This window comes from Streptomyces sindenensis (genome assembly GCF_014649035.1).
Taxonomy (GTDB): domain Bacteria; phylum Actinomycetota; class Actinomycetes; order Streptomycetales; family Streptomycetaceae; genus Streptomyces; species Streptomyces sindenensis.
Genome location: NZ_BMSG01000020.1, coordinates 64,890 through 85,905 on the forward strand (window position 1 = coordinate 64,890; position 21,016 = coordinate 85,905).

The 21,016-nt window shown below is 72.1% G+C and carries 21 protein-coding genes; 15 read left to right on the forward strand and 6 right to left on the reverse strand.

All coding sequences use genetic code 11. From position 1 onward, the window contains the following. Positions 1 to 61: 61 nt before the first annotated feature. The 10 genes from IE145_RS21510 (at position 62) to IE145_RS21555 (ending at position 9,605) form a co-directional block, all read left to right on the forward strand. Positions 62 to 1,042 carry an FKBP-type peptidyl-prolyl cis-trans isomerase gene (locus IE145_RS21510; RefSeq protein ID WP_189527096.1) on the forward strand — a complete coding sequence of 327 codons (981 nt, stop codon included), beginning with the start codon at positions 62 to 64 and terminating at the stop codon, positions 1,040 to 1,042. A gap of 105 nt (positions 1,043 to 1,147) precedes the next feature. Further along, a complete protein-coding gene (locus IE145_RS21515; protein ID WP_189527097.1) occupies positions 1,148 to 1,519 on the forward strand; it encodes an FKBP-type peptidyl-prolyl cis-trans isomerase in 372 nt (123 codons plus the stop codon). 161 nt (positions 1,520 to 1,680) lie between these two features. After that, entirely contained in the window at positions 1,681 to 2,634 is a 954-nt protein-coding gene (locus tag IE145_RS21520; protein WP_189527098.1) for a helix-turn-helix transcriptional regulator, read from the forward strand. A gap of 13 nt (positions 2,635 to 2,647) precedes the next feature. Beyond that, positions 2,648 to 3,604, forward strand: coding sequence for a helix-turn-helix transcriptional regulator (locus IE145_RS21525; RefSeq protein ID WP_189527099.1), 957 nt, complete (start codon positions 2,648 to 2,650; stop codon positions 3,602 to 3,604). A gap of 23 nt (positions 3,605 to 3,627) precedes the next feature. Next, positions 3,628 to 3,966 (forward strand): hypothetical protein, encoded by a 339-nt coding sequence (locus tag IE145_RS21530; RefSeq protein WP_189527100.1) that lies wholly within the window; start codon positions 3,628 to 3,630, stop codon positions 3,964 to 3,966. Between the two features lie 74 nt (positions 3,967 to 4,040). Beyond that, the gene (locus IE145_RS21535; protein WP_069738798.1) at positions 4,041 to 4,238 is read left to right on the forward strand and encodes a hypothetical protein; all 198 of its coding nucleotides are present in this window, start codon (positions 4,041 to 4,043) and stop codon (positions 4,236 to 4,238) included. Between the two features lie 218 nt (positions 4,239 to 4,456). Continuing rightward, on the forward strand, positions 4,457 to 4,753 hold the full coding sequence (tatA, locus tag IE145_RS21540; RefSeq protein WP_030088270.1) for a Sec-independent protein translocase subunit TatA: 297 nt from the start codon (positions 4,457 to 4,459) through the stop codon (positions 4,751 to 4,753). A gap of 51 nt (positions 4,754 to 4,804) precedes the next feature. Further along, positions 4,805 to 5,770 (forward strand): twin-arginine translocase subunit TatC, encoded by a 966-nt coding sequence (gene tatC / locus IE145_RS21545; protein ID WP_189527101.1) that lies wholly within the window; start codon positions 4,805 to 4,807, stop codon positions 5,768 to 5,770. Positions 5,771 to 5,789: 19 nt separating this feature from the next. After that, a complete protein-coding gene (locus tag IE145_RS21550; protein WP_189527102.1) occupies positions 5,790 to 6,683 on the forward strand; it encodes a diacylglycerol kinase in 894 nt (297 codons plus the stop codon). Positions 6,684 to 6,764: 81 nt separating this feature from the next. After that, complete coding sequence (locus IE145_RS21555) at positions 6,765 to 9,605, forward strand: DEAD/DEAH box helicase (RefSeq protein ID WP_189527103.1); 2,841 nt, start codon at positions 6,765 to 6,767, stop codon at positions 9,603 to 9,605. Positions 9,606 to 9,812: 207 nt separating this feature from the next. Here the strand turns inward: IE145_RS21555 and IE145_RS21560 are convergent, their stop codons facing one another. Together IE145_RS21560 and IE145_RS21565 are read right to left on the reverse strand one after the other, a co-directional pair. Beyond that, positions 9,813 to 10,250: an SPW repeat protein gene (locus IE145_RS21560; RefSeq protein WP_189527104.1), complete on the reverse strand. Its 438-nt coding sequence runs from the start codon at positions 10,248 to 10,250 to the stop codon at positions 9,813 to 9,815. 193 nt (positions 10,251 to 10,443) lie between these two features. Next, positions 10,444 to 11,091: a fasciclin domain-containing protein gene (locus IE145_RS21565; protein ID WP_189527105.1), complete on the reverse strand. Its 648-nt coding sequence runs from the start codon at positions 11,089 to 11,091 to the stop codon at positions 10,444 to 10,446. A 219-nt stretch (positions 11,092 to 11,310) separates the two neighbouring features. Between IE145_RS21565 and IE145_RS21570 the strand changes: the two genes are divergently transcribed. Genes IE145_RS21570 through IE145_RS21590 form a run of 5 tightly spaced genes read left to right on the forward strand, consistent with a single transcriptional unit; the run spans position 11,311 to position 16,715 of the window. Next, positions 11,311 to 12,585, forward strand: a complete 1,275-nt coding sequence (locus tag IE145_RS21570; RefSeq protein WP_189527106.1) for an NAD(P)/FAD-dependent oxidoreductase — start codon at positions 11,311 to 11,313, stop codon at positions 12,583 to 12,585. Further along, positions 12,582 to 13,304 carry a DUF1365 domain-containing protein gene (locus IE145_RS21575; RefSeq protein WP_189527107.1) on the forward strand — a complete coding sequence of 241 codons (723 nt, stop codon included), beginning with the start codon at positions 12,582 to 12,584 and terminating at the stop codon, positions 13,302 to 13,304. Before IE145_RS21570 ends, IE145_RS21575 begins: the two co-directional genes overlap by 4 nt. Then, positions 13,301 to 14,566 carry an SAM-dependent methyltransferase gene (locus IE145_RS21580; RefSeq protein WP_189527108.1) on the forward strand — a complete coding sequence of 422 codons (1,266 nt, stop codon included), beginning with the start codon at positions 13,301 to 13,303 and terminating at the stop codon, positions 14,564 to 14,566. The genes IE145_RS21575 and IE145_RS21580 overlap by 4 nt, the downstream gene beginning before the upstream one ends. Next, positions 14,563 to 15,915 carry a class I SAM-dependent methyltransferase gene (locus IE145_RS21585; RefSeq protein WP_189527109.1) on the forward strand — a complete coding sequence of 451 codons (1,353 nt, stop codon included), beginning with the start codon at positions 14,563 to 14,565 and terminating at the stop codon, positions 15,913 to 15,915. Before IE145_RS21580 ends, IE145_RS21585 begins: the two co-directional genes overlap by 4 nt. After that, positions 15,912 to 16,715 (forward strand): DUF1295 domain-containing protein, encoded by an 804-nt coding sequence (locus IE145_RS21590; RefSeq protein WP_189527110.1) that lies wholly within the window; start codon positions 15,912 to 15,914, stop codon positions 16,713 to 16,715. The genes IE145_RS21585 and IE145_RS21590 overlap by 4 nt, the downstream gene beginning before the upstream one ends. A gap of 62 nt (positions 16,716 to 16,777) precedes the next feature. Here IE145_RS21590 and IE145_RS21595 read toward each other — a convergent pair whose 3' ends face one another. The 4 genes from IE145_RS21595 to IE145_RS21610 all read right to left on the reverse strand — a co-directional run bounded on the left by IE145_RS21595 (position 16,778) and on the right by IE145_RS21610 (position 20,990). Then, complete coding sequence (locus IE145_RS21595; RefSeq protein WP_189527111.1) at positions 16,778 to 18,148, reverse strand: cryptochrome/photolyase family protein; 1,371 nt, start codon at positions 18,146 to 18,148, stop codon at positions 16,778 to 16,780. Positions 18,149 to 18,228: 80 nt separating this feature from the next. After that, a complete protein-coding gene (locus IE145_RS21600; protein ID WP_189527112.1) occupies positions 18,229 to 18,981 on the reverse strand; it encodes an anti-sigma factor in 753 nt (250 codons plus the stop codon). Beyond that, positions 18,978 to 19,562 (reverse strand): sigma-70 family RNA polymerase sigma factor, encoded by a 585-nt coding sequence (locus tag IE145_RS21605; RefSeq protein WP_189527113.1) that lies wholly within the window; start codon positions 19,560 to 19,562, stop codon positions 18,978 to 18,980. The genes IE145_RS21600 and IE145_RS21605 overlap by 4 nt, the downstream gene beginning before the upstream one ends. Before the next feature lie 576 nt (positions 19,563 to 20,138). Beyond that, complete coding sequence (locus IE145_RS21610) at positions 20,139 to 20,990, reverse strand: siderophore-interacting protein (protein ID WP_189527114.1); 852 nt, start codon at positions 20,988 to 20,990, stop codon at positions 20,139 to 20,141. Positions 20,991 to 21,016: the final 26 nt, after the last annotated feature.

The following is a 21,016-nucleotide window of genomic DNA, read 5'->3' on the forward strand; positions in this document are numbered from 1 at the left end:
CCGCTGGGGCGAAGTCGTAGAGTGGCGGGAGTGCCCGGAGCCCCCTACGCGAGTTGGACTGATGATCCCCACGAAAACTGCCCGGCGTGCCGCCGCCCTGCTGGCCGTGCCCGCTCTGCTGATCACCGCCGCCTGCGGTTCCGATTCCAAGGACGACTCCGCGCCCAAGAACTCGGGGCCGGTCGCCGAGGTCTCCGGGAAGTTCGGTGCCGAGCCCAAGATCGAGATCGCCAAGGACGCCAAGGTGTCCGACGAGGTCGTCGCGAGCGACGTCTCGACCGGTGACGGCGCCGAGGTGAAGAAGGGCGACATCGTCCGCCTGGACTTCGCCGGCAACATCGAGGCGCTCGGCTCCACCTGGGCCCAGCGGCAGGGCGCCGACCCGAAGGCCCCCCGCGCCCAGGTCGTGCAGGAGGTCGGCAAGCAGGGGCAGATGCTGCCGACCAAGGTCGCGGACGCACTGGCCGGCCACAAGATCGGCAGCCGGGTCCAGGTCGAGGGCACGGCCGAGGCGATCGTCGGCGAGCAGCTGAACCCGCAGTCCGGGATCAAGCCCACCGACCCGCTGGTCTGGGTCGTCGACATCGTCAACGCCAAGAAGGTCGACAAGAAGGGCGAGGCGAAGGGGACCCAGGCCGCCAGCGAGGCCGGGATGCCCGAGGTGAAGGCGGCGTCGCAGAAGGCCGCGACCATCACCATCCCCAAGGGCGAGAAGGCCCCGAAGGACCTCAAGGAGCAGGTCCTGATCAAGGGCGACGGGGCTGCGGTCAAGGCCGGTGAAGGCCTGGTCGTCCAGTACACCGGGGTGAAGTGGGAGGACGGCGAGAAGTTCGACTCCTCCTGGGACCACGGTGGGGCGAGCGCCTTCCCGATCGGCGTCGGCGGTGTCATCCAGGGCTGGGACAAGGGACTGGTCGGCAAGCACGTCGGTGACCGCGTGCTGCTGACCATCCCGCCGAACCAGGCCTACGGAGCCGACCCCTCCAACCAGCTGGCCAAGAACAACCTCGTCTTCGTCGTCGACATCCTCGGCACCGTCTGAGACACCCTCTCCGTACGGTGACACCCTCTCCGCACGTCCGGGCGACGGGGCGAGCCGTGCAAGACTTGTGGGGTTTTTCCCCAAGATTCTTTTAGGAGCAGTTCAGTGAGCATCGAGAAGCCCGAGGTCGACTTCCCGGGTGGCGAGCCGCCGGCCGATCTGGAGATCAAGGACATCTGGGAGGGCGACGGCCCGGTGGCCCAGGCGGGCCAGACCGTCTCCGTCCACTACGTGGGCGTGTCCTTCTCCACCGGCGAGGAGTTCGACGCCTCCTGGAACCGCGGCACCCCGCTGCAGTTCCAGCTCGGGGCCGGCCAGGTCATCTCCGGCTGGGACAAGGGCGTGCAGGGCATGAAGGTCGGCGGCCGCCGCCAGCTGACCATCCCCGCCCACCTCGCCTACGGCGACCGCGGCGCCGGCGGCAAGATCGCCCCCGGTGAGACGCTGATCTTCGTCTGCGACCTGGTCTCGGCCTGAGCCGTTTGCGCACGTACCCCTGAGGGCCCCCGCCGCACGGCGGGGGCCCTCAGGGCCGTCCAGGGGCCCGCCCCCGCCCTCCGCCCGACGGCCCGGCTTTGGATCCCCACACCCCGGGGCGGTACGGTCGACCGTCGTAGAGCACCGGAGAAAGGGCGTCGATGGCGATTGCCAAGGCCGAGCGGTTGATGAACCTCGCGCTGTGCCTGCTGGGGACCCGGCGCCCCCTCAGCAAGCGCGAACTCCGCGGATCCATCGAGGCCTACCTCGAAGCGGGCTCCGACGACTCCTTCAACCGGATGTTCGAGCGCGACAAGGACGATCTGCGCGAGCTCGGACTCGTCATCGAGACCGTGGAGAACCTCGACGGCGACACCGGCTACCTCGCCCGCCGCGACAGCAACCGGCTGCCCCCCATCACCCTGGACGCCGAGGAGGCCGCAGCCCTGGGCCTCGCCGCCAAGGTCTGGCAGCAGGCCCGACTCGCCGGGGCGGCCAGCGGCGCCCTGCAGAAGCTGCGCGCCGCCGGAATGCCCGAGGCCGAGGACGCCTACGAGGTCCACAGCGCCCTCGAACCCCGCATCCCGGTCCACGAGGCCGCCTTCGAGCCCCTCATGCTGGCCTGCCGCGACCGCCGCCCGGTCACCTTCGACTACCGCAAGGCCAACTCCGCCCGCGCCGAACAGCGCCAGGTCGAACCCTGGACCCTCGAATGCTGGCGCGGCCACTGGTATCTGGCCGGCTGGGACCGCGAGCGGGGCGCCGAACGCGTATTCCGGCTCTCCCGCATCAGCGGCAAGGTCCGCTCCCGCGCCGGAGCCTTCAGCGCCGGGGTGCCCGACGTGGTCACCGTCCGCGAGACCGTCGAGAGCTGGGCCGGCGAGACCGCGACCCGCACCGCCCGCATCCGGCTGCGCGCCGGAGCCGGCTACCCGCTGCGCTCCCGCGCCACCGCCGTACGGGACCGCGGCGACGGCTGGGACGAACTGGAGATCCCGTACGGACACGGGCTCGACGCCTGGCTCGTCGAGTTCGGCCCGGACGTCGTCGTGGAGGAGCCCGCCGATCTGCGGGCCGATGTGGTGGACCGGCTCCGAGCCGTGGCCAAGGACTAGGGGAGCCGACACGATGGCCACGAACGCGATCGACCAGACCCGCCGGATGCTGTCCCTGGTGACGTATCTGCGCGAGCGCCCCGGTGCCCACGTCCAGGACGTGGCGCGGGCCTTCGGGATCACCGAGGACGAGCTGATCTCCGACCTCGACGTCCTGCCCATGTGCGGCACCAGCTTCCGCGGCGGCGACCTCCTCGACATCGACACCGACGGCGACCGCATCTGGTGGCACAACCCGGACGACGTCGCCGAGCCGCTCCGGCTCGCCGCCGACGAGGCCACCGCGCTGCTCGTCGCCGCCCGCGCCGTCGCCACCCTCCCCGGCCTGCGCGAGAGCGACCGCGAGGCCCTCGTCCGCGCCACCGCCAAGCTGGAGACGGCCGCCGGCGAGTCCGGCGCGGCCAGCTCCCGCCTCTCGGTGACCTTCGAGGCCGAGGGCGGCGTCTTCGCCGACGTCGACCGTGCCATCTCCGAGCGCCGCCGGCTCTGGCTGCGCTACTACTCGCCCGCCCGCGACGAACTCACCGAGCGCGAGGTCGACCCCATCCGGCTCTTCGCCGTCGGCCACACCTACATGGAGGGCTGGTGCCGGCTCTCCGAGGCCCGCCGGACCTTCCGGCTCGACCGGGTCGCCGAGATCCGCCTCCTCGACGCCCCCGCCGCCCCGCCCGAGCTGGAACTGCGCGACCTGTCCGCCGGTCTGGTCCAGCCCGCCGCCGAGGACCCGGAAGTCGTCATCGAGGTCGGCACCGGCGGCCGCTGGGTCGCCGAGTACTACCCGCACGACAGTGCCGAGGAACTCCCCGACGGCGGCCTGCGCATCACCCTGCGCACCCCCGACCCGGCCTCGCTGCGCCGGCTCGCCCTGCGGCTCGGCGGCGACGGCCGCATCGTCGCCCCGCCGGAGCTCGCGGACAGCGCCCGCGACGCCGCGCGCGAGGCGCTCGCCGCCTACGAGGACACGGTCTGAGGGCCCGGGGAAGGGAGACGACGATGAACCGGACGCCCCTGTTCCGCGCCGCCGGCGAGACCCGCCCGGAGGCTCTGCCCGGCACCGGGATACGCCCGGCGCACCGGTCCGCCGCCGGTCCCGTCCCCGTGCCGGTCCCCGCCACCGTACGATTCCGGGCCGCCTGCCCCGACTGCCGGGGGCGCTTCGAGCTGGCCGCCGCCGCACTGCGCCTGGCGATCGGCGCCACCCGCCGCACCACCTTCTACACCTTCACCTGCCCCGAGTGCGGCGCCTCGGTCCGCAAGCCCGCCGGGGAGCGCATCATCGAACTGCTCACCGGCGGCGGCGTACGGACCCTGCGCCTGCACACCGCCCTGTAGCGCCCCCGCAGCGCTCCGACCGCACCGCCCGCCCGCCGGAAGCCCGCGGCAAGCTCGTAGGAAGAGGCACCCGTATGTTCTGGCCCATGCTCGCCATCGCCCTGGGATTCCTGGGCATCGCCGTGCTCGGCGTCCTCGGCATCAAGGTCTTCGTCGAGGCGCGGCGTCTGGGCCGTCAGGTCACCGACACCACCGAGCGCATCAACCGGGCCTCCGAGGACCTGGAACGGGCCGCCACCCGCCTCGCGGCCACCGGTGACGGCCTGCGATAGCGGGGCCGTGGGCCCGAACCCCCACAGGACAGGGGGGTACGCTGCATGGGTCGGCCCAGGCAGGGAGGTGCGGGGCCGCAAGCCGGAGTACGCACGGGCATTGCCTCGCGTTTACCCCTGCGGGTTACGATCGCTGCCAAGCGCAACGATCGGACGTATGCCCGGTCGAACGGGTAGCGAGCCCACCCCCAGCCGCCTCAGTGAGAAGGAAGTCGCACATGATCGGCAATCTGAAGCCCCTCGAGATCGTTCTGATCATCGCTGTCATCCTGCTGCTCTTCGGTGCCAAGAAGCTCCCCGACATGGCGCGCTCGCTCGGCAAGTCGGCCCGCATTCTCAAGAGCGAGGCCAAGGCGATGAAGAAGGACGACGCGGCGACCGCGACGCCCACCACGGAGACCGTCGACGACACGGTCCCGCCGCAGTCCACCACCGCGCGCACCATCCAGGCCGCGCCGGGAGACGTCACCAGCTCCCGCCCGGTCAACGAGGCCAAGCCCACCACCCAGAGCTGACACAGCTGACGCGCTCCGCCGACAGCCGCCGCACGAGACGAGGGAAGTGGGTTGCTCAAGTCTGCCCGCAAGCAGGAGAAGGACGACGAGGGGCGGATGCCTCTCCTCGATCACCTGCGTGAGCTGCGTAACCGGCTGCTGAAGGCCGTGCTGGCGATCGTCGTGGTGACGATCGTCGCGGCGTTCTTCCAGAAGGACATCTACGACTTCCTTCTGCGCCCCCTCCTCGAATCCGTCGGGTGCAAGGACGGCGTGGTCGTCGCCGTCAACGGCAAGCCCTGCGCGCTGCTGAAGACCAACACCCTGCTGGCGCCGTTCACGAACGCCCTCAAGGTCGCTCTGATGTCCGGCGTCCTGCTGGCCACGCCGGTCTGGCTGTACCAGCTGTGGGCCTTCGTCGCCCCGGGGCTGCACCAGGGCGAGAAGCGCTATGCCTACGCCTTCGCCGTCGTGGGCGCGCCCCTCTTCCTCTCCGGCGGCTACCTCGCGTACGCGATCCTGCCGCAGACCGCCGAGATCATGCTCGGGTTCAGCCCCGAGAACGTGCAGAACCAGATCGAGCTCGACAGTTATCTGGATCTGCTGGTCCGCATGGTGATCGTCTTCGGCATCGCCTTCGAGCTGCCTCTGCTGCTCATCGCGCTGAACATGACGGGTGTCGTCACCGGCAAGCGGATGCTCGGCTGGTGGCGCGGGATGATCGTGGGCCTCACCGCGTTCGCGGCGATCGCGACCCCCGGTGGCGAACCGGTCTCCATGCTGCTTCTCGCCGGACCGCTCGGGGTGCTCTACTTCATCGCGGTCGGCTTCTCCCTGCTGAACGACAAGCGGCGCAACCGCAACAACCCCGACGCCGAGCTCAGCGACGACGAGGCCTCGGATCTGGATCTGACACCCGAGCCCGTCGGCCGTGTGGAGAACGTCTCCTCCTCCCGCCCCGCGCTGCCCGGCCAGAACACCGGTGAGGCGGACGGGCCCGGATCGCACCGGCTGAACGGCTACGACGACATCACCTGACCTTGTAGGGTCCGGAAGGGTGACCAGCGAGATCACCCTCTTCGTCAACCCCACCGCGGGACGCGGCCGGGGCGCGCACGCCGCGCAGCCGGCCGCTTCCGCGTTGCGGGACGCCGGATTCTCCGTCCGTACGGTGCTGGGCGAGGACGCCGACGACGCCCTCCGCCGGGCCCGCGAGGCCGTCGCGGCGGGGACCGGGGCACTGATAGCCGTGGGCGGGGACGGGCTGATGTCCCTCGCCCTCCAGGCCGTCGCCGGGACCGCCACCCCGCTCGGGGCCGTCGCCGTCGGCACCGGCAACGACTTCGCCCGCGCGCTGGGGCTGCCGATCCGCGACCCGGCCGCCGCCGGACGGCTGGCCGCGCGGGCCCTCAAGGACGGCGGCCACCGCGAGATCGACCTGGGCCGGGTCGGGGACCGCTGGTTCGGCACCGTCCTCGCCTCCGGCTTCGACTCCCGGGTCAACGACCGGGGCAACCGGATGCGCCTCGTCAGCGGCCGGTTCACGTACGACCTCGCGATCCTCGCCGAACTGGCCGCCTTCAAGCCGATCCCGTACCGGATCCGGCTCGACGGGGGAGAGGCCCGCGAGATCGAGGCCACCCTCATCGCCGTCGGCAACGGGACCACGTACGGCGGGGGGATGCGGATCTGCGCCGACGCCGAGCTGGACGACGGGCTCTTCGACGTGACCGTGGTCGGGGAGTGCACCCGCACCGAGCTGATCAAGGTCTTCCCGAAGGTCTACAAGGGCACGCATCTGGGCCACCCCGCCGTCACCGTGCACCGGGTCTCCTCGATCGAGCTGGCGGCCGCCGGGATCACGGCGTACGCGGACGGCGAACCGATGGGGCCGCTGCCGCTCACCGCCACCTGCGTACCGGGAGCCGTGCGGGTGCTCACGGGGCCCTGACCGGCGCCGGCCGGGTGGAGGCCCAAGGCAATTTAAAGATCGGGCTGACTGTCAGAGGTGACGGGTAGGCTCGTAGCCAAGATGACAGAGGACCTCTCACCAGCTGAGCGATACCAGGCATCCCGCGCCCGTGCGGCCGAGATGGCGACGGCCCTCGGGCCCTTCCGGGAGATGTACGACTTCGGCCTGGACCCGTTCCAGATCGAGGCCTGCCAGGCCCTGGAGGCGGGCAAGGGGGTGCTGGTCGCGGCGCCCACCGGGTCGGGCAAGACGATCGTCGGCGAGTTCGCCGTGCACCTGGCCCTGGAGCAGGGCCGCAAATGCTTCTACACCACGCCGATCAAGGCGCTCTCGAACCAGAAGTACGCCGACCTGGTCAAGCGGTACGGCGCGGACAAGGTCGGTCTGCTGACCGGCGACAACAGCGTCAACTCCGAGGCGCCGGTGGTCGTGATGACCACCGAGGTCCTGCGGAACATGCTGTACGCGGGTTCCCAGTCGCTCTCCGGCCTCGGCTATGTGGTCATGGACGAGGTGCACTACCTCTCCGACCGCTTCCGGGGCGCGGTGTGGGAGGAAGTGATCATCCACCTCCCGGAGTCGGTGACGCTGGTCTCCCTCTCGGCGACCGTGTCCAACGCCGAGGAGTTCGGTGACTGGCTGGACACCGTGCGCGGCGACACCGAGGTGATCGTCTCCGAGCACCGGCCGGTGCCGCTGTGGCAGCACGTGATGGCCGGACGCCGGATGTACGACCTCTTCGAGGAGGGCACCGACCACGGCGGCCGCGGCGCCGGACGCCGCGAGGTCAACCCGGACCTGGTCCGGCTCGCCCGCCAGGAGAGCCAGAACACCGACAACCCGCGCGACCGCCGCCGGGGCAAGATGGTGCGCGAGGCCGACCGCGAGCGCGAGAGGCGTCAGCGCGGCCGGATCTGGACGCCCGGCAGGCCCGAGGTCATCGACCGGCTGGACAACGAGGGGCTGCTCCCCGCGATCACGTTCATCTTCAGCCGGGCGGGCTGCGAGGCCGCCGTCCAGCAGTGTCTGTACGCCGGACTCCGGCTCAACGACGAGGACAACCGCCGGCTGGTCCGCGAGATCGTCGAGGAGCGGACCGCGTCCATCCCCGGCGAGGACCTGCACGTGCTGGGCTACTACGAGTGGCTCGAAGGCCTGGAGCGGGGCATCGCCGCCCACCACGCGGGCATGCTGCCGACGTTCAAGGAGGTCGTCGAGGAGCTGTTCGTCCGGGGGCTGGTCAAGGCCGTCTTCGCCACCGAGACCCTGGCGCTCGGCATCAACATGCCCGCGCGCTCGGTGGTGCTGGAGAAGCTCGTCAAGTGGAACGGCGAGCAGCACGCCGACATCACCCCCGGCGAGTACACCCAGCTCACCGGCCGGGCCGGACGCCGCGGCATCGATGTCGAGGGCCATGCGGTGGTCCTGTGGCAGCGCGGCCTCGACCCGACGGCGCTGGCCGGCCTCGCGGGGACCCGTACGTACCCGCTGCGCTCCAGCTTCCGGCCCTCGTACAACATGGCCGTCAACCTGGTGCAGCAGTTCGGGCGGCACAGGTCGCGGGAGCTGCTGGAGACCTCGTTCGCCCAGTTCCAGGCCGACAAGTCGGTGGTCGGGATCTCCCGGCAGGTGCAGCGCAACGAGGAGGGCCTGGAGGGCTACAAGGAGGGCATGACCTGCCACCTCGGGGACTTCGAGGAGTACGCGCGCCTGCGGCGCGACCTCAAGGACCGCGAGACGGAGCTGGCCAAGCAGGGTGCGGCGCAGCGGCGGGCGGCCGCGGCCTCGTCCCTGGAGAAGCTGAAGCCGGGCGATGTCATCCACGTTCCGACGGGGAAGTTCGCGGGTCTCGCGCTGGTGCTCGACCCGGGGCTGCCCGCCGGGCGGGCCAACGGGCACCGCGGCTTCGACCACCACGACGGGCCACGGCCGCTGGTGCTGACGGCCGAGCGGCAGGTCAAGCGGCTGGCCTCGATGGACTTCCCGGTGCCGGTGGAGGCGCTGGACCGGATGCGCGTCCCGAAGTCGTTCAACCCGCGCTCGCCGCAGTCCCGGCGCGATCTGGCCTCCGCGCTGCGGTCCAAGGCCGGGCACATCGTGCCCGACCGGCACCGCAAGGGGCGGGCGCCGGCCGCCGACGACCGCGAGATCGTCAGGCTGCGGACCGAGCTGCGCGCCCACCCCTGCCACGGGTGCGACGAGCGGGAGGACCACGCGCGGTGGGCCGAGCGCTACCACCGGCTGCAGCGGGACACCCGGCAGCTGGAGAAGCGGATCGAGGGGCGGACGAACACGATCGCCCGGACCTTCGACCGGATCGTCGCGCTCCTCACCGAGCTGGACTACCTCCGGGGCAACGAGGTCACCGCCAACGGCCGGCGGCTGGCCCGGCTGTACGGGGAGCTGGACCTGCTGGCGAGTGAGTGTCTGCGGGAGGGCGTGTGGGAAGGGCTCAATCCCGCTGAGCTCGCCGCGTGCGTCTCTGCCCTGGTCTACGAGGCGCGGCAGGCCGACGACGCGGTCGCGCCGAAGCTGCCGGCCGGTCCCGCCAAGGTCGCCATGGGCGAGATGGTGCGGATCTGGGGGCGGCTGGACGCCCTGGAGGAGGACTTCAAGATCAACCAGACGGAAGGGGTCGGGCAGCGCGAGCCCGATCTCGGCTTCGCCTGGGCGGTCTACATGTGGGCCTCCGGCCGGACGCTGGACGAGGTGCTGCGCGAGGCGGAGATGCCGGCGGGGGACTTCGTGCGGTGGTGCAAGCAGGTGATCGATGTGCTGGGGCAGGTGGCCGCGGCGGCGCCCCGGGATGCGGGGGAGGGGGCGTCCGGCGTGGCGAAGAGCGCGCGCAAGGCGGTGGACGCGGTGTTGCGGGGGGTTGTGGCCTACAGCTCGGTGGGGTGAGCGGGGGGATGAAGCCGGGTGGGGTGCGGGTGCGGACGCCTGCGCCCCGGGCCCCGCTCCTCAGCCCCGAACTCGCTCCTCACGTGCCGGAGGGGCTGGGAGGCGGTGCGCCGCCCCGGGCCCCGCTCCTCATGCGTCGGACGGGGTGGAAAGCCTCGGGCCGACGTGAGGAGCGGGGTTGTCGGGGGTGCGCGTCGTGCTCGTCGGTCACGTGTCGCGGGTTCTGGCCGCTGCTCCCGCGCAGACCATGCCCAGCAGTACCGTCAGTCCGCCGACGATGATGTTGTTGATCACGATCCCGGCGTCCGGACTGTTGCCCACCACCCAGGTCGACACGATGATCCACGCCCCGATGGCGCACATCGCCCAGCTCAGGCCGTACATGCGCTCGGGCATCACGGTGAAGCCGAGAGCCAGTACCGCGATGGCGATACCCATCACCAGGTTGTGCGTGACCAGGGCCGGCTGGTTCGCCGTGAAGTGGAGCACCCACGGGGAAACGGCACAGTAGAGGCCGACGAGGAACACCGGCGCGTCCACCAGCGCCACATCGCGGCCGCCCATCACGCGGTCGTACCGCGCACGCATTTCGGAGGCATCGGGGTGACCCGACAAGTCGCTCCTCGCGTGTGAGACGTTGCTCATGAGATTTCGTCTCCTTCGGTCCTGCGGGCCCTGCCGCCGTGCGGATGGATGTGGCAGGTGCCCTCACCTCCATAGTGTGCTTATCTGGTGCTTATGTGTACATTTCGGGCAGATTTTTCCCGGGTGCGACGAGGGGCGGGCAGCCGCGCACCGCGGCTGCCCGCCCCTCGTCGATGGGGGAATCGCGGGAGGACTACTTCGGAGGCATCAGGACCGTGTCGACGATGTAGACCGTCGCGTTGGCGGTCGGGACATTGCCGCAGACGACCTTCGAGGAGTCGTTCACGGTGTATTCCGTGCCCGAGCCGACCGTCGTCAGCTTGCTCTTCTCCAGGGTGCCGAAGGACCCCTTCTCCAGCTGCTGCGGCGTCAGCTTCTCGCCCACCACGTGGTAGGTGAGGACCTTGGTGAGCTCGGCCTTGTCCGCCAGCAGCGCGTCCAGGTCGGCCTTCGGGATCTTCGCGAAGGCGTCGTTGGTCGGGGCGAACACCGTGATGTTCTCGGCGTTGTTGAGCGTGTCGACCAGGCCGGCCTGCTTCACGGCGGCCACCAGTGTCGACAGTTCCTCGTTGTTCGAGGCGGCCGTGGCGACCGGGTCCTTCGCCATGCCGTCGAACGAGCCCGCGCCTTCCTTCGGCACCGACGAACAGGCCGGGCCGAACGGCTCGGTCATGGCCGCCGAGTCGTCGGCCGAGGGGCTCGCCGGGGCGGACGCGCTGGCCGTGGAGCCGGACGCCGAATCCTTGGAGGAGTCGTCCGACGAGCAGGCGGTCAGCGCCAGCGGCAGCACGGCTGCTGCGGACGCGGCGACGGCTGCGCGGCGGAAGAGGAGCGTGTTCATGGTGTTTCTCCTGGATCGGAAGTGTCGTGCGGAGAGCGGTCTGTTCTGGCACGGGGGGTTCGGCGCCGGAGCGTTCGGCGGATTGGTCCCGGGCCCTTCTTTCACTCGTTCGGAGCAGATCCGGTGATCGACCAATCCGCCCGGCCTCCGGCCACGAATGCCAGGTGAGGGGGCTCCAGCAGAGCTCCGACCAGGCGGTCAGGACCGGAGGGAGCCGGAATGTCAGGGGAACGGCGGCGGACGGCCGTCGTGGGGGCCGGAGTGGCGGGACTGACCGCCGCCCACGTCCTCCGCGACGCGCACGAGGTGACGCTGTACGAAGCGGACGACCGGGTCGGCGGCCACGCCCACACCCACGAGCTGGACGCGTCCGACGGCCGGGCCCACCGCGTCGACTCCGGGTTCATCGTGCACAACCGGCGGACCTACCCCCACCTGCTGCGGCTCTTCGACGAACTGGGCGTCGCCACCCAGGAGGCCGAGATGTCGATGTCCGTACGGTGCGAGGGGTGCGGTCTGGAGTACGCCGGGGCGCGTGGGCCCGCCGGGCTCTTCGCGCAGCCGCGTTCCGCCGTGCGGGGCCCCTACCTGCGGATGCTCGCCGAGGTGCCGCGCTTCCACCGGGCCGCCCGGGCCCTGCTCGCGCTGCCGGAGAGCGGGACGAGCGAAATGACGCTGGGGGAGTTCGCCCGGCGCGGGCGCTTCTCACCGTACTTCCACGCCCACTTCCTCACCCCCATGGTCTCCGCCGTCTGGTCCTGCGACCCGGTCACCGCCCTGCGCTACCCGGCCCGCTACCTCTTCCGGTTCCTCGACCACCACGGCATGCTCACCGTCGGCGACTCCCCGGTCTGGCGCACCGTCACCGGCGGCTCGCGCTCCTACGTCGACCTCGTCGTCAAGCAGCTCGCCGCCGTGCACACCGCGACCCCGGTCCGGGCCATCACCCGGCACGCGGACGGCGTCGACGTCACCACCGAGGACGGCACGACCACCCCGTACGACTCCGTGGTCATCGCCACCCACCCCGACCAGGCGCTGCGGATGCTCGCCGACCCGAATGACGCCGAGCGCAGCACGCTCGGCGCGTTCCGGTACTCCCGCAACCCGACCCTGCTGCACACGGACACCACGCTGCTGCCGCGCGCCCGGGGGGCCAGGGCCTCCTGGAACTACCTGATGCCCTCGTGCGCCGCCGACGCCGACCGGGTCACCGTCAGCTACGACATGAACCGGCTCCAGCGGCTCGACGCCCCGGACACCTTCGTCGTCACCCTGAACGGCGCCGACCGGGTCGACCCGGAGGCCGTCCGCGCCCGCATGGTCTACGAGCACCCCGTCTACACCCCGGAATCCGTCGCCGCCCAGGCCCGGCTGCACACCCTGTCCGGTCGCGTCACCGCCTACGCGGGGGCGTACCACGGCTGGGGCTTCCACGAGGACGGCTGCCGTTCGGGCGTCGAGGCGGCCGCCGCCCTGGGGGTGAGGTGGTGAACGCCCTCTACCCGTGCACGATCACACACGTACGGAACCGGCCGACGAGGTACGCCTTCCGGCACCGGACCTACCTGTGGCTGATCGACCCCGACCGGCCGCCCCGGCTGCCGCGCGCCCTGCGCCCGCTGGCCCGGTTCGACGCCCGCGACCACTTCGGCGGCACCGCCCCCACCATCCGGGCCGGGCTCGAACGCTTCCTGCGGGCCCGGGGCGTGGAGCTGGGCGACGGCACCGTCACCATGCTCACCCAGGCCAGAGTCCTCGGCTACGTCTTCAACCCGATCACCGTCTACTGGTGCCACCGCGCCGACGGCAGTCCCCTGTGCGTCGTCGCCGAGGTGCACAACACGTACGGCGGACGGCACGGCTACCTTCTTCGCCCCGACGGGAAGGACCGAGCCGTGACCGGCAAGGAATTCTACGTCTCGCCATTCTTCCCCGTGGACGGCGGCTACCGGATGCGGCTGCCCGAGCCCGGGCCCCGGCTCGACCTGAGCGTCCGTCTGGAACGCGAGGGGACCCGCCCGTTCACCGCGACCGTACGGGGCCTCCGCCGCCCGGCCACCCCCCGGGAGCTGGTGCGCCTCGCCCTGCGCCACCCCCTCTCCACCGTCCTCGTCTCCGCCGCGATCCGCCTGCACGGCATCCGGCTCTACCTGCGCGGGCTCCCCGTGCAACCCCGTCCCCCGCACCGCACACAGGAAGGCATGCAGTGACCGCTCCCACCTCGGCGCTGCCGGCAGAGCACATCCCCGGGACCGACCCGGAACGCTGGCCCGACATCGTCACCCTGCCCCGGGCCTCCCGCGCCCGGACTGCCGTCGCGGAACGCATCGTCCGCCGCGCGCTCGGCCGGCTCCCCCTGCGCGCCCGGCTCGCGGGCCGGGGCGACATCGGCCTCGGCGGGCCGCTCATGGACATCCGCGACCCCGACGCCTTCTTCCGGCGGATCGGGGCGAGCGGACTCATCGGCTTCGGCGAGTCCTACATGGCCGGCGAGTGGGACGCCCCCGACCTCGTCGCCGTGCTGACCGTCCTCGCCGACAACGCCGCCGACCTCGTCCCCCGCCCCCTCCAGCGCCTGCGCGGCATCTGGCACCTGCGCAGGCCCGCCGCGCAGACGAACACCCCCGAGGGATCCCGGGACAACATCAGCCACCACTACGACCTGTCCAACGAGCTGTTCGCCCTCTTCCTCGACGAGACGCTCTCCTACTCCTCCGCCGTCTTCCGCGGCTTCCCCGCCGACCACGCCCTGCTGCCCGCCGCCCAGCACCGCAAGATCGACCGGCTGCTCGACGCCGCCGGGGTCACCGACGGCACCCGCCTCCTGGAGATCGGCACCGGCTGGGGCGAACTGGCCCTCCGCGCGGCAGCCCGCGGCGCCCGGGTCACCACCGTCACCCTCTCCGCCGAACAGCGCGAGCTGGCCCGCGCCCGCATCCGCGAGGCCGGGTTCGAGGACCGCGTCGAGGTGCTGCTGAGCGACTACCGCCACGTCACCGGCGACTACGACGCGATCGTCAGCGTCGAGATGGTCGAGGCGGTCGGCGAGGAGTTCTGGCCGGTCTACTTCCAGACCCTGGACCGGCTGCTCGCGCCCGGCGGCCGGGTCGCCCTCCAGGCCATCACCATGCCCGACGACCGGCTGCGCGCCAGCCGCTCCACCTACACCTGGATCAGCAAGTACATCTTCCCCGGCGGGCTGCTGCCCTCCACCGAGGCCGTCGAGCGGGTCACCACCGAGTACACCCGGCTGCGCACCACCCAGCGCGTCCGGTTCGGCGCGCACTACGCCGAGACGCTCCGGCTGTGGCGCGAGAAGTTCACCGAGCGGGCCGCCGAGGTCGACGCCCTCGGCTTCGACGCCGTCTTCCGCCGGATGTGGACCTTCTACCTCGCCTACTCCGAAGCGGGCTTCCGCTCCGGCTATCTCGACGTGCAGCAACTGCTGCTGACCCGTGAGGAGACCGCGTGACCACCGCCGCCACCAGGCCGCCCACCCGGCGCACCCCGACCGGGGCCGCCCAGCGCGTCGAACCGCTGATCGAGCGGTTCCTCGGCGGCGGACTGCCGGTCCGGGTACGGATGTGGGACGGCAGCGAGACCGGCCCGCAGGACGCCCCCACCGTCCATGTGCGGACCCGCAGAGCCCTGCGCCGCCTGCTGTGGGAGCCGGGCGAACTCGGCCTCGCCGAGGCCTACATCACCGGCGACATCGACCTCGACGCCGACCTCGGCGACGGGCTGCGCGCGATGCGCCGCGCCGTACGGGAACGCGGCCTCACCGCGCCCGCGCCCGCCCTCGCCGACCGCGTCAAGGCGGCCGGCCTCGCCCTGCGCCTCGGCGCGGTCGGCCTCCGGCCGCCGGTGCCTGCCGCCCGCGCGGGACTGCGCGGGGAACTGCACAGCAAGGCCCGCGACCGGGCGGCGATCAGCCACCACTACGACCTGTCCAACGCGTTCTACGCCCTGCTCCTCGACGAGACGATGGCGTACTCCTGCGGCTACTGGACCAGCGACGCACCCGGTTACGGCCCGGCCGACGCCCAGCGCGACAAGCTGGAGCTGATCTGCCGCAAGCTCGCACTGCGGCCCGGCGCACGGCTGCTGGACATCGGCTGCGGCTGGGGTTCGCTGACCCTGTACGCCGCCGAGCGCCACGGCGTCCACGTCACCGCCGTCACCCTCGCCGCCGAACAGGCCGCGTACGTACGGCAGCAGGTCACGGCACGCGGTCTCGACGACCTCGTCGAGGTGCTGAACATCGACTACCGGGACATCGCGGAGCGGCCCGGAACCCGCGGCGCGTTCGACGCCGTCTCCACCGTCGAGATGGGCGAACACGTCGGGGACGCCGAGTATCCGGCGTTCACCCGCATCCTGCACGACGTGCTCCGGCCGCAGGGCCGGGCCATGGTCCAGCAGATGTCCCGGGGAACGACCGCCCCGGGCGGCGGCGCGTTCATCGAGTCCTACATCGCCCCCGACATGCACATGCGGCCGCTCGGCGAGACCGTCGCCCTGCTGGAGGGCGCCGGCCTCGAAGTGCGGGACGTCGAATCACTGCGCGAGCACTACGTACGGACCGTGGAGGCCTGGCGGCGCACCCTGGAGGAGCGCTGGGCGGAGTTCGTCGCCATGGTGGGGGAGGAGACCGCGCGGGTGTGGCGGCTCTATCTCGTCGGCGGCGCGCTCGCGTTCGAGGAACGGCGGATGGGCGTCGACCAGATCCTGTCCGTACGGCCCGACCCGGGCGGCTCCGCCGCGATGCCCGCCACCCGGCGCGACTGGCACGCACCGGCCGGTCCCGAGGAGGAGCGGTGAGCGGCTTCGCCTGGGACGCGTTCGCGAGCGGGCTCGCGGGCGCGGCCGTCGCCGCCCTCGGAGTCATGCTCGTCACCTTCGCCGTCGCCCTGAACAAGGGGGTGCACCGGATCGTCGACATCGCCTGGGGACTCGGGTTCGCCGCCGTCGCCCTGGTCTCCTACGGTCTCTCGGCGGGCGTCGGAGACGACGGCCGCCGGCTCCTGGTCACCGCGCTGACCGTGATCTGGGGGGTGCGCCTCGCGATCCACATCGGGCGGCGCGGGAAGGGCCACGGAGAGGATCCGCGCTACGCGAAGATGCTGGCCAAGGCCCCCGGAAACCCCCAGCTGTACGCCCTGCGCAAGGTGTATCTGCTCCAGGGCGCGCTGGTCTGGCTCGTCTCGCTGCCGGTGCAGGCCGCGCAGTACCTCACCGCGCCGCTGGCCTGGTGGGCCTGGGCGGGGGTGCTGCTGTGGGCGGTCGGACTGGCCTTCGAGGCGATCGGTGACGCCCAGCTCGCCCGGTTCAAGGCCGACCCCGCCAACAAGGGGAAGATCATGGACCGAGGGCTGTGGTCCTGGACCCGCCACCCCAACTACTTCGGCGACTTCTGCGTCTGGTGGGGCCTCTTCCTCTTCGTCTGCCAGGCGCCCGCCGCCGCTGCCGCCACCGTCGTCGCCCCGCTGGTGATGAGCTTCCTGCTGACCAAGGGCAGTGGCGCGGCCCTGCTGGAGCGCCATATGGCCGACCGGCCCGGTTTCGCCGAGTACCGGGTCCGGACGAGCGGCTTCTTCCCGCGGCCGCCGCGCCGGGCGTGAGGAACCCGGAAGGGGCCTGTTCCGCAGCCGCGCGGAACAGGCCCCTTCCGGGCGCGTACGGGTCAGTCCAGGCCGCGCGCGCGTTCGAAGCGGGACCGTGCCTCGGCCAGGTCCACCACCGGGTCGGGATAGTCCACGCCCGCCCGGTCCAGGCCCTCCAGCTTCCAGGGCTCATGGATCGCGGGCCCCTCCACCTCCGCCAGCTCCGGCACCCACCGCCGTACGTAAGCACCGTCGGGGTCGAAGCGCTTGCCCTGGATCACCGGGTTCAAGATCCGGTTGGGGCGGGTGTCCGTGCCGGTGCCCGCCACCCACTGCCAGTTGAGCTGGTTGTTCGCCACGTCCCCGTCGACCAGCAGCTCCAGGAAGTGCCGTGCGCCCACCCGCCAGTCCACGTACAGCGTCTTGGTGAGGAAGCTCGCGGCCAGCATTCGGCCCCGGTTGTGCATCCAGCCCTCGTGCGCGAGCTGCCGCATCGCCGCGTCCACCAGCGGATAGCCCGTGTGCCCGGACTTCCAGGCCGCGATCTCGTCCTCGTCGGAGCGCCAGCGGTCGTGGCGCGGCCGGTAGTCGGACCAGGAGGCGTCGGGCCGGGCGGCGAGGACCTGGTGGTGGAAGTCGCGCCAGGCCAGCTGCCGCACGAACGCCTCGCCGCCGGGGCCGCCCTTCTCCCGCGCCCGGTTGGCCAGTTCGGCGGCGGAGACCGTACCGAAGTGCAGATGCGGGGAGAGCCGGGACGTCGCGTCGCCGGCCAGGTCGTCGTGGCCGTCCTCGTAGTCGGCCATGGGGCCGTGGAGCCAGGACGTCACCAGCTTGCGGCCCGCCTGCTCGCCGCCCCGGGCGAGACCGGGGGAGACGTGCTGGATCGCGCCCCGGTCCGGGAGCGCGTCACCGGACACGCCGTCGGGCACCCGGACCGTGCGGGGAGCGGCCAGTGTGCCCCGTACTCCCTCCGCCTCCCAACGGCGGAAGTACGGGGTGAACACCGCGAAGTGGTCCTTGCCGCCCGTCGGGACCACCCGGCCCGGGGCGAGCGCGGTGACCACCGCGTCATGGACGCGCAGCTCGCAGCCGGTGCCCGCGAGGGCCTCCCGGATGCGTTCCTCACGCCGGGCCGCGTACCCGCTGACCCCGGCGGCGATGTGCACGGACTCCGCCCCGGTCCGCTCGACGACCCGTTTCACCTCGCGGGCGCTCTCGCCCCGACGGAGGACCAGTCTCCCCCCGCGGTCACGGAGTCCGGCGTCCAGGTCCGCCAGGCAGTCCGCGAGGAACGCCAGCCGGTTGGGCGCGTCGAACCCGGCCCGCTGGACAGCGTCGTCCCGCACGAACAGCGGGACGACCTCGTCCGCGTCCCGCAGGGCGGCTCGCAGCACCGGATGGTCGTGCAGACGCAGGTCGGAGGTGAACAGCACCACCGCGACACTACTCATGGAACGTGTGCTCCCTTGCGGTACTCGTGGGGGGAAATGCGGTGTTCGTGGGGGACAACGCGGTACTCGTGGGGGAAGCGTCAGGCGGTCGGGAAGTCCATCAGCGCCACCGGATCCGAAGTCGGTTCGACGGAGCCACCGGCGGGCTCGACCGTGATGCCCATCCCGGACGCCCGGTCCACCGGCCCGTCCAGCAGGACCGCGTCGTCGCTCGCCTTCGGGTCCATCAGTCCGGCCGAGCGCATCGTGCCCTCGTCGTTGAACCAGATCTGGTAGACCTTGCCGCTCGGCGGCGGTGCCATGCCGGAGGCCAGGAACACCGCGCGGTTCTGGCTCTGCGAGACGACGACGGTGCCGCGAGCCCCACCCGTCAGCTCGCCCGACGAGGTCTTCGCGTCCGGGGCGGAGAGCACCTGCGCCAGCTGCTCGTTCTGCCGCTGCGCCTGGTTCGCCTCCTGCCGCGCGTCCTGCGCCAGCTGGTTCTGCCAGACCGCGACCCCGCCGAACGCGGCGGCCGCCGCGACGCAGGCGGCGAGCGCGTAGGCGTACCACCGCCCGGTGCGCCCCCTGCCGCCGGTCCGTTCACGCCTGCCGTGCGCCGGAGCCTCCTGGCGTACGGTCGTGATCTCCCGCAGCACCCTCTCGCGCAGCTCGCGCGGCGGGGTCTCGGCGACGGCGAGACCGAGCCGGGCAGCGGTGGCCGACAGCTCCCGCACCTCCTGGGCGCAGGCCTCGCAGTCCTCCAGATGCTCTTCGAACGGCCGCTGTTCGGACTCCGGCAGCGCGTGCAGGGCGTAGGCCCCGGTCAGCGTGTGCAGTTCGGCCGTGCTCATGCGCTCACCCCCAGGCAGTCGCGCAGCCGGATGAGGCCGTCGCGGAGTCGTGTCTTGATGGTGCCGAGCGGCACGGAGAGCAGTTCGGAGACCTCACGGTAGGTCAGGCCCCGGTAGTAGGCGAGGGTCACCGACTCCCGTTGCAGCTCGGACAGGGTGCGCATGCAGCGCCGTACCTGTTCTCTCTCCAGCCGGGTCTCGACCTGTTCGGACACCTCGTCGAAGGCGGGCGTCCGATCCAGCAGCGCCGCCTTGTGCTCCCGGGCGGCGGCCGCCTCGGCGGAGCGGACCCGGTCGACGGCCCGGTGGTGGGCCAGGGTCAGCACCCAGTTCATCGCGCTGCCCCGGGCGGCCTGGAAGCGGGGCGCGGTGCGCCACACCTCCACCAGCACCTCCTGCGCCACCTCCTCCGACTGCGCCGGGTCGCGGAGGACACTGCGCACCAGGCCGAGCACGGGACCGCTCACCGCGTCGTACACCGAGGCGAACGCGTCCTGGTCGCCCCGCGCGACCCGCACCAGGAGTTCCTGGAGATCGGGACCGGGCGAGGGCACCCCACTGATGTGTACGGCTTCCTTCACGCGGGTTTCCTCCCGGAGCGATCGACGGTTCCGCAAGTGATTCGGAGCCGGCGCCCGTGCGGATTGGTCGGATGTCCGCGATCTTTCCAGACCGGCCCCCCGGAGGCCGCGCGACTCAGCCGGGGAGCGGTTCCCGCCGCCGCCAACGGACGGCGCGGACGGCGAGGAGGACCAGCGGCCCGAACGGCGCCGGCAGATCGTCAGCACCGGCGGCGGGCCCGTCAGCAGCGGCGACAGCCCCCCAGCTTCCGGCTCTCGGGGCAAACATCCACCGACCGAGCAGCAGATCCCGGGCGATCACCTGCGCCCGGAGGGCACCCGCCCCGCCGGACCGTCCTCGGCGAGGCGATGTTCGGCGCTCTGCGGCACCTGAGGTCGTTCCTGGCCCGTCGGGTCGGCCGCGCCCCTGAACGAGCGGACCCCGTCCGCCGCGATGTGCGGCGGACGGGGTCCGGGGATGTGCTCTGCTCGCCGAGCGCCGAGGCGGCCAGGTGGGCCGGCTGCCGGGGTGAGACTGCGGTCCGGCCGCCCGGAGGCCAGGCGGCCAGGCGGCCTCGGCCGTCCGGCAAGCAGCCGCTACGCGGCGGTCGTGCCGCCCTCCTGTTCGCGTTCCACCTGCTCGTTCCACTCGCGCTTCACCGCGCGCCAGGCGTCGTCGTTCTTGCCGAGACGCCAGTAGCCCGAGATCGACAGCTGGGCCAGCGGGATCTGCCGCTCCACGCGCAGATAGCGGCGGATCTCCTTCACGAAGCCCGCCTCCCCGTGCACGAACGCCTGGACCTCGCCCTCGGGGAAGTCCAGCCCCTTCACGGCGGCGGTCAGCAGCTGGCCGACCGGGCGGTCGCCCCGGTGCAGCCAGGTCACGGCCACCCCGTCGGGCGTCACGATCTTCTGCTCCTCCGAGGCGTCCGGCACCTCCACGAAGGCGTGCACCAGCGCGCCCACGGGCATCTGCTCCAGCGCCGCCGCGATGGCGGGCAGCGCGCTCTCGTCGCCGACCAGCAGGTGCCAGTCCGCCGAGGCGTCGGGGCCGTAACCGCCGCCGGGGCCGAGGAAGGTCACCTGCTCACCCACGCGCGCCCGCTGGGCCCACGGTCCCGCCAGGCCCTCGTCGCCGTGCACGACGAAGTCGACGGCCATCTCCCGGGCGACCGGATCCCACGAACGCACCGTGTACGTACGGGTGGTGGGCCACAGCTCGCGCGGGTAGGACTCCCGGACGGCCGCCATGTCGAACGGGTGCGAGTAGTCCGCGCCCTCGGGCGCGAAGCACAGCTTGATGTAGTGGTCGGTGAAGCCGGAGAGGGAGAAGTCCGCCAGCCCCTCGCCGCCGAGGACCACCCGCACCATGTGCGGGGTGATCTGCTCGGTGCGCACGACCTGCGCGCCCTGGGCCTTGGGTCCCTGCCGGGCCGGCCGCTCTGCCACGAGGTACTCCCTGGTTCGAAGACTTA

What these genes read in the sequence shown, in the direction of transcription:
- IE145_RS21510 (WP_189527096.1), top strand. Translation starts at nt 62, where the DNA reads ATGATCCCCACGAAAACTGCCCGGCGTGCCGCCGCCCTGCTGGCCGTG.
- IE145_RS21520 (WP_189527098.1), top strand. Translation starts at nt 1,681, where the DNA reads ATGGCGATTGCCAAGGCCGAGCGGTTGATGAACCTCGCGCTGTGCCTG.
- IE145_RS21525 (WP_189527099.1), top strand. Translation starts at nt 2,648, where the DNA reads ATGGCCACGAACGCGATCGACCAGACCCGCCGGATGCTGTCCCTGGTG.
- IE145_RS21530 (WP_189527100.1), top strand. Translation starts at nt 3,628, where the DNA reads ATGAACCGGACGCCCCTGTTCCGCGCCGCCGGCGAGACCCGCCCGGAG.
- IE145_RS21535 (WP_069738798.1), top strand. Translation starts at nt 4,041, where the DNA reads ATGTTCTGGCCCATGCTCGCCATCGCCCTGGGATTCCTGGGCATCGCC.
- tatA (WP_030088270.1), top strand. Translation starts at nt 4,457, where the DNA reads ATGATCGGCAATCTGAAGCCCCTCGAGATCGTTCTGATCATCGCTGTC.
- IE145_RS21555 (WP_189527103.1), top strand. Translation starts at nt 6,765, where the DNA reads ATGACAGAGGACCTCTCACCAGCTGAGCGATACCAGGCATCCCGCGCC.
- IE145_RS21560 (WP_189527104.1), bottom strand. Translation starts at nt 10,250, where the DNA reads ATGAGCAACGTCTCACACGCGAGGAGCGACTTGTCGGGTCACCCCGAT.
- IE145_RS21565 (WP_189527105.1), bottom strand. Translation starts at nt 11,091, where the DNA reads ATGAACACGCTCCTCTTCCGCCGCGCAGCCGTCGCCGCGTCCGCAGCA.
- IE145_RS21570 (WP_189527106.1), top strand. Translation starts at nt 11,311, where the DNA reads ATGTCAGGGGAACGGCGGCGGACGGCCGTCGTGGGGGCCGGAGTGGCG.
- IE145_RS21595 (WP_189527111.1), bottom strand. Translation starts at nt 18,148, where the DNA reads ATGAGTAGTGTCGCGGTGGTGCTGTTCACCTCCGACCTGCGTCTGCAC.
- IE145_RS21600 (WP_189527112.1), bottom strand. Translation starts at nt 18,981, where the DNA reads ATGAGCACGGCCGAACTGCACACGCTGACCGGGGCCTACGCCCTGCAC.